The 5,503-nt window shown below is 62.9% G+C and carries 10 protein-coding genes; 7 read left to right on the top strand and 3 right to left on the bottom strand.

Annotated elements, in window-relative coordinates; genetic code table 11:
* The 7 genes from AC16XC_RS07680 to AC16XC_RS07650 all read left to right on the top strand — a co-directional run.
* On the top strand, positions 1-265 hold a 265-nt coding region (locus AC16XC_RS07680; protein WP_484034060.1), incomplete at its 5' end, for an AMP-binding enzyme.
* Between the two features lie 17 nt (positions 266-282).
* Positions 283-927, top strand: coding sequence for a hypothetical protein (locus AC16XC_RS07675; RefSeq protein WP_484034059.1), 645 nt, complete (start codon positions 283-285; stop codon positions 925-927).
* Positions 924-1,142: a putative signal transducing protein gene (locus AC16XC_RS07670; protein ID WP_484034058.1), complete on the top strand. Its 219-nt coding sequence runs from the start codon at positions 924-926 to the stop codon at positions 1,140-1,142. Before AC16XC_RS07675 ends, AC16XC_RS07670 begins: the two co-directional genes overlap by 4 nt.
* Positions 1,139-1,759, top strand: a complete 621-nt coding sequence (locus tag AC16XC_RS07665) for a glutathione S-transferase family protein (protein ID WP_484034057.1) — start codon at positions 1,139-1,141, stop codon at positions 1,757-1,759. Before AC16XC_RS07670 ends, AC16XC_RS07665 begins: the two co-directional genes overlap by 4 nt.
* A 48-nt stretch (positions 1,760-1,807) precedes the next feature.
* Complete coding sequence (ligA, locus tag AC16XC_RS07660) at positions 1,808-2,209, top strand: protocatechuate 4,5-dioxygenase subunit alpha (protein WP_484034056.1); 402 nt, start codon at positions 1,808-1,810, stop codon at positions 2,207-2,209.
* A gap of 1 nt (position 2,210) precedes the next feature.
* Positions 2,211-3,077, top strand: a complete 867-nt coding sequence (locus tag AC16XC_RS07655; protein WP_484034055.1) for a class III extradiol dioxygenase subunit beta — start codon at positions 2,211-2,213, stop codon at positions 3,075-3,077.
* A gap of 97 nt (positions 3,078-3,174) precedes the next feature.
* Positions 3,175-3,384, top strand: coding sequence for a hypothetical protein (locus tag AC16XC_RS07650; protein WP_484034054.1), 210 nt, complete (start codon positions 3,175-3,177; stop codon positions 3,382-3,384).
* An 89-nt stretch (positions 3,385-3,473) separates the two neighbouring features.
* Here AC16XC_RS07650 and AC16XC_RS07645 read toward each other — a convergent pair whose 3' ends face one another.
* From AC16XC_RS07645 to AC16XC_RS07635, 3 genes are read right to left on the bottom strand one after another with little or no spacing between them, the layout of a single operon-like run.
* Positions 3,474-3,932, bottom strand: coding sequence for a hypothetical protein (locus AC16XC_RS07645; RefSeq protein WP_484034053.1), 459 nt, complete (start codon positions 3,930-3,932; stop codon positions 3,474-3,476).
* Between the two features lie 26 nt (positions 3,933-3,958).
* Positions 3,959-4,162, bottom strand: a complete 204-nt coding sequence (locus AC16XC_RS07640) for a dodecin family protein (protein WP_484034052.1) — start codon at positions 4,160-4,162, stop codon at positions 3,959-3,961.
* A gap of 35 nt (positions 4,163-4,197) precedes the next feature.
* Positions 4,198-5,235: an amidohydrolase family protein gene (locus AC16XC_RS07635; RefSeq protein ID WP_484034051.1), complete on the bottom strand. Its 1,038-nt coding sequence runs from the start codon at positions 5,233-5,235 to the stop codon at positions 4,198-4,200.
* Positions 5,236-5,503: the final 268 nt, after the last annotated feature.

Raw genomic sequence — 5,503 nt, 5'->3', positions numbered from 1 at the left:
CGCCTTTGTCACCCCGATGGAAGGCGTCGAACCGACCGAGGACCTGCGCAAGGAACTGGTCCAATGGGTGCGGAAGGAAATCGGCCCGATCGCCACCCACGACGTGATCCAGTTCGCCCCGGCCCTGCCCAAGACGCGGAGCGGCAAGATCATGCGGCGGATCTTGCGCAAGATTGCCGAGAACGACACCGGAAACCTTGGTGACACCTCGACGCTGGCCGATCCAAGCGTGGTCGACGATTTGCTGGCGAACCGGCCGAAGTGACGGCCACTGCGACAAAAATGGGTAAGTGGGCAGCTTCCTGCACTGCTTTTTTCGCCATCGCCTATATTGTCGCGCAGCTGTTCGAATGGGCCGGCATGCTGGGTTCGGATGGTGGGCCGAACGCATCGAGCAGTGCATTCGGGATTTACCTCCTGCTGGCGCCCTCGCTCCTGCTCGGACCGAGCTTCGTGGTCACAATGGCCGCGCTGCACGGTGCCGCGCCGGAGGGCCGCAAGGCCTTCACCCTCTCCGCGCTCGCTTTCGCCGCGATGTATGCGACGCTGACCGGCCTCGTCTATTTCGTGCAAATCACCTTTGTCGCCCCGCGCCTCGCTGCCGGAGACACCAGCGGCATCGAATTGCTGCTATTTGTGCCCTACCAGTCGTTCCTCTTCGCGATCGATCTGTTCGGCTATTCGCTGATGAGCCTTGCGACATTGTTCGCGGCCTTCGGTTTGCCCCCGGCTCCAGCAGCGAGATGGGCGAAGATCGCGCTCATCGCCAACGGCGCGGTGCTGCCCTTCCTCGCGTTCCAGATGTTCGTACCGTGGCTGATCTGGCCCGCGGCGCTGTGGGCTTTGACCTTTCCGATTGCCGCCCTGCTCCTGGTGAAACTGTTTCGCCAGCTGGGAGAAACAAACCACGGGAGCACTGCTCCATGAGCCTCGTCGAACTCGCGCGCTATTCCAGCGGCGCCGAAGCGGAGATCGTCCGCGCACGCCTCGAGGCCGGGGGGATCATGTCGTTCTGCTTCGATAGCGGCATGAACATCGCCGAGGGGGTCGGCCTGCTGATCCCGGTGCGGGTGATGGTGATCCCCGAGGACCTCGAAGAGGCGCGGGATATATTGGCCAGCAATGAGGACCCAGACCGATGATCACGATCTATCACATCCCCAATTCGCGCTCGCAGCGGGTCGTCTGGCTGATGGAGGAACTGGGCGAGGAATACGCGATCGAAACGCTCGGCTTCCCGGTCCCGGAGGAATACCGGACGGTCAATCCGCTCGGCTCGGTCCCGGCGATCGACGATGACGGCATCCGCATGTTCGAGAGCCTGGCGATCCTGCAATACATTACCGGGCGGCGGCTGGTGGCGGGCGACGAGAAAGCGGCTGCCCTGACGGTCGGCCCGCGTCCCTCGCCCGAACACTATGCCGAGCACCTCCAGTTCCTCCATTTCGGGGAAGCGGACCTGGCGACACCTGTGGGAGCGATCTTCCGCACCCGCGTGTTCACCGGCGAGCAGACCAATGCGACGATCGCCGACCAGTTCGCCCAGCTCGACAAGCGCTTCCAGTTTCTCGACGGCCACCTGGCCGACGGGCGCGAATGGGTCACGGGCGACCGGTTCACGATTGCCGACATCTCGATCGGCTATGCCTTTGTCCTGCTCGATTTCACCAGGGTCGAGGTCGCGCTGCCGGCCAATGTCGCGGCCTATCGCGCGCGGCTCTATTCGAGGCCGGCTTTCCAGCGCGCGGCGAAGAAGTAGCGTCCATTCCCCGCCTCTGTTAGGTTCTGCCGTAAAGGAGGCCCGCCCATGCGCACACGGCTCTATCCCCTCTCGGAGCTCGAAGACATTCCCGGGACCAAGGTCTTCACCGCCCGGAGATCGCGCCAGGCTTACTATCTCCACAAGTTCTGCATGTCGCTGATGAAGCCCGAGAATCGCGACGAGTTCCGCAAGGACGAGCGCGCCTATCTCGACCGGTTCCCGATGACCGAGGAGCAGAAGCAGGGCGTGCTCGAGCGCGACCTCAACAAGCTCATCGAACTGGGCGGAAACATGTATTTCCTCGTCAAGATCGCCTCGACCGACGGCTGGAGCGCGCAGAAGGCGGTGAGCTCGATGTCGGGCATGTCGGCCGAGGAATATGCCGCGATGATGCGCGAAGGCGGGCGTTCGCCCGAGGGCCTGCGCTCGAAGCGCGAGGGCAACTGAGATGGCGCGGATCACCGCCGGCATCGGCACCAGCCACGTGCCCGCGATCGGCGCGGCGATCGACCTGGGAAATACGCAGAGCGAATACTGGAAGCCGGTGTTCGAGGGCTACGAATTCGTGCGCGAATGGATCAAGGACAACACCCCCGACGTGGTGATCCTTGCCTATAACGACCATGCCTCCTCGCTGATGCTCGACATCGTGCCGACCTTTGCGATGGGCTTTGCCGACACTTTCCTTCCCGCCGACGAGGGCTGGGGCCGCCGCCCGGTGCCGGCGGTCCACAACCATATCGACCTCGCCGCGCATATCGCCGAGCAATTGGTGATCGACGAATTCGACCTCACCATCATCAACGACATGGATGTCGACCATGGCTGCACCGTGCCGCTCAGCCTGGTGTTCGGCCAGCCTGAGGAATGGCCGTGCAAGGTGATCCCGTTCGCGATCAACGTCACCCAGTTCCCGACCCCTTCGGGCGAGCGCTGCTGGAAGCTCGGCGAAGCGATCCGCAATGCGGTCAAGACCTTCCCCGAAGAGCTCGACGTCCAGGTCTGGGGCACCGGCGGGATGAGCCACCAGCTGCATGGCGCCCGCGCCGGGCTGATCAATGCCGAATGGGACAATCGCTTCCTCGACCTGTTGGCGCATGAGCCCGAAGAGCTCGTCCCGATCACACGGCTCGAATATCTCCGCGAAACCGGCACCGAGGGGATCGAACTGATCATGTGGCTGCTGATGCGCGGGGCGCTCGGCTACGGGGTCGAGGAGCTCCACCGCTTCTACCGCGTCCCGGCCTCGAACACCGCGGTCGGCCATGTCGTTTACCGCGCGTTCGATTCCCGGCGAGAGGTTAAGGCGGCTTAACCATCCCCGTTTACCTCCCGGAAGCCATCCCGCGGCTAATTTCGGCCCGGGTCTAAGCAATTCTGGAGCATGATCCCGCCGTTCGGGAGGCAATCCAATGCCTATCTTCAGGGGAATGTTGTTCGGGTTCGTCCTGACTTTCGTCGTTTCGCTCGTACTCGGCTCGAACGGCTCGTCGGGCGCGTTCATGCATATCCATCACATGCCGATCGACGTCTATTACGCGCAATTCCGTATGTGGTGGTCCTGGCCGGGCTTTTTCGCCTCGACCGGCATCGCGACCGGCATATTGACGATGATGAAGTGATCGCGGCCCGGAATTGCCGGGGCATTCTGCCGGTGCCCCGCTTGCGGGCCTGTGAGTCAAACCATCGCCAGACCGGATGAGGGAAAGGCCTAATCGCGCCAGATGCCCATCCGGATGCGGGCGTTGATCAGCGTCACGATCCGCTCCGGAAACAGGGGGATGAGCTCCGCCCAGACGTCTTCGAACAGATCGTAGAGGCCCGCGCGGCTTACGGCTCGCAGGAACTCCTCGAAGGTCAGGATTTCGTCACGCGAGTCGATGTCGAAATTCGCCAGCGAGACCAGCCACAACCCATCGGCGATCCGGTTGCGGGCAAGTTCCGGGTCGTAGGAGGCGCAATTGCGATTGAGATCGGCCAGGAAATAGCCCTCGAGCTCGGTCCGGGTCCGGGCATTGGTGTCGGCCACAAGCCGCTCGCGGTCATCGAGCGAGAGGGACCTGAAGTCGCGCAGGAAATCCGGCGCAGCCTCCTCCCAGCCGCGCCGGACCTTGCCTTCGAGCCCGGCGAGCGCCAGCCAGCAGCGCTCGTAAGGCCCTTCGTCATTCATGCGGCGAGCGCAAGCGCCAAGTGTGCTCAGTCCTTGAGGACGAAGGTTATTTTCAACGTGCAGCGCCATTCGACGATATTTTCGCCATCGACGGTGCATTTGATGTCGCTCACCCACACGCCCTGGATATCGTCGAGCGTCTTCGAAGCCCGCGCGACGCCTTGCTTCACGGCGTCCTCGATTCCGATCTTCGAAGAGGCGATGATTTCGCTGACCTTCGCTATCGACATGGTGCTTCTCCTTTTCCGCTGTTGCGCGCGCGGGCCTATACCGGCGCTATGTGGAAGATGCGCTCTGCATTGCCGTGACACAAGGCATGGCGTTCGGCCTCGGTGCATTCGAACCGATCGATGAAACGGACCGCCGGCTCCATCGGCTGGTAGGGATAGTCGATCGCCCACATGACATTGTCGATCCCCATCCGGTCGATCGAATATCTAAGCGCAAGCGGATCCTCGACCCCGCTGGTGGTGAACACGAAATTGTCCTTGAAATACTCCTCCATGCTGCGCTGGGTCTTCTTCGCCCGGCCGACCAGTTGCGCGCGGCTGTTCATGAAGTTGATCCGCCAGATGAAGAACGGGACCATCTCGCCCATATGGCCGACGCAGATCTTGAGCCTGGGAAACTGGTCGAACACCCCGCCCGCCATCATCCGCAGCATCATCGTGCCGACTTCGACGCCGTAACCCCACATCGCAGAATCCATCGCATAATCCTGCAGCGGGCCCTTGAGCGTGTTCGAAGGCGCGCGCGGGTGGATGTAGATGCAGGCATCGAGCGCCTCGGCGGCTTCGAGCGCTGGCCAGAAGCGGTAATCGTCGAAATAGTCGCCATTGGTGTGGCCGTTGACAATCATCCCGTTGAGCTTGAGGTTGGTCATGCAGCGCTCGATCTCCTTGGCCGCGCGCTTGGGGCTCTGCGGGGCGAAACTGCCGAGGCCGGCGAAGCGCGAGGGGTGGCGGGCGATGATCTCGGCCATCCGGTCGTTCGCCAGCGCCGCGAGGTCGGTCGCGGTGTCGGCATCGAACATCTGCACCCCCGGCGCGGTCAGCGTGAGCAAATGCATGTCGACCCCGTACTGGTCCATCTGCCGCAGCCGCTCGCCCTCGGCATCGAGCAGGCCTTCGAGGAACCCGCTGCGGGCATAGCCGGTGGTGTCGTTCTCGGCGTCGTAGATGCCCTGCACCAACAGCTTGTCGAGGCTCTGGGTCGGCGAGCGCGCGACCTTCTGCAATTCGGCGGCGACTTCGGGGATCGACCAGGCTTCCTCGGTGGCGATCTTGCGGATTTTGGTGCTCACGGTGTTGCTCTCCTGCGTGTGCGGTGTTTCGCTCACTTAAGGGGAAGCGGAGGTGAGGCGCAATGGGCCTGATCGCCTTCCCCCTTGATGGGGGAAGGTTGCGGAGACTTGGCAACTTGTTGCCTAGTCGCAGCTGGAAGGGGGTGATGCCGCCGCAAGCGTTACGCCCGACCGAGAGACCACCCCCACCCAACTTCGGCTAACCGGCAGAGCCGGCAAGCCTGCGTATCCCTCCCCCATCAAGGGGGAGGAGGTTTCAGGTGGCAAA

This window comes from Candidatus Andeanibacterium sp., assembly GCF_057143545.1.
This window is presented reverse-complemented; position numbering and strand designations above follow the sequence as displayed.

Excerpts from the sequence above, each read along its gene's own strand:
- AC16XC_RS07655 (WP_484034055.1), top strand. The coding sequence starts at position 2,211 with ATGGCGCGGATCACCGCCGGCATCGGCACCAGCCACGTGCCCGCGATC.
- AC16XC_RS07665 (WP_484034057.1), top strand. The coding sequence starts at position 1,139 with ATGATCACGATCTATCACATCCCCAATTCGCGCTCGCAGCGGGTCGTC.
- AC16XC_RS07640 (WP_484034052.1), bottom strand. The coding sequence starts at position 4,162 with ATGTCGATAGCGAAGGTCAGCGAAATCATCGCCTCTTCGAAGATCGGA.
- AC16XC_RS07645 (WP_484034053.1), bottom strand. The coding sequence starts at position 3,932 with ATGAATGACGAAGGGCCTTACGAGCGCTGCTGGCTGGCGCTCGCCGGG.
- AC16XC_RS07670 (WP_484034058.1), top strand. The coding sequence starts at position 924 with ATGAGCCTCGTCGAACTCGCGCGCTATTCCAGCGGCGCCGAAGCGGAG.
- ligA (WP_484034056.1), top strand. The coding sequence starts at position 1,808 with ATGCGCACACGGCTCTATCCCCTCTCGGAGCTCGAAGACATTCCCGGG.
- AC16XC_RS07650 (WP_484034054.1), top strand. The coding sequence starts at position 3,175 with ATGCCTATCTTCAGGGGAATGTTGTTCGGGTTCGTCCTGACTTTCGTC.
- AC16XC_RS07675 (WP_484034059.1), top strand. The coding sequence starts at position 283 with ATGGGTAAGTGGGCAGCTTCCTGCACTGCTTTTTTCGCCATCGCCTAT.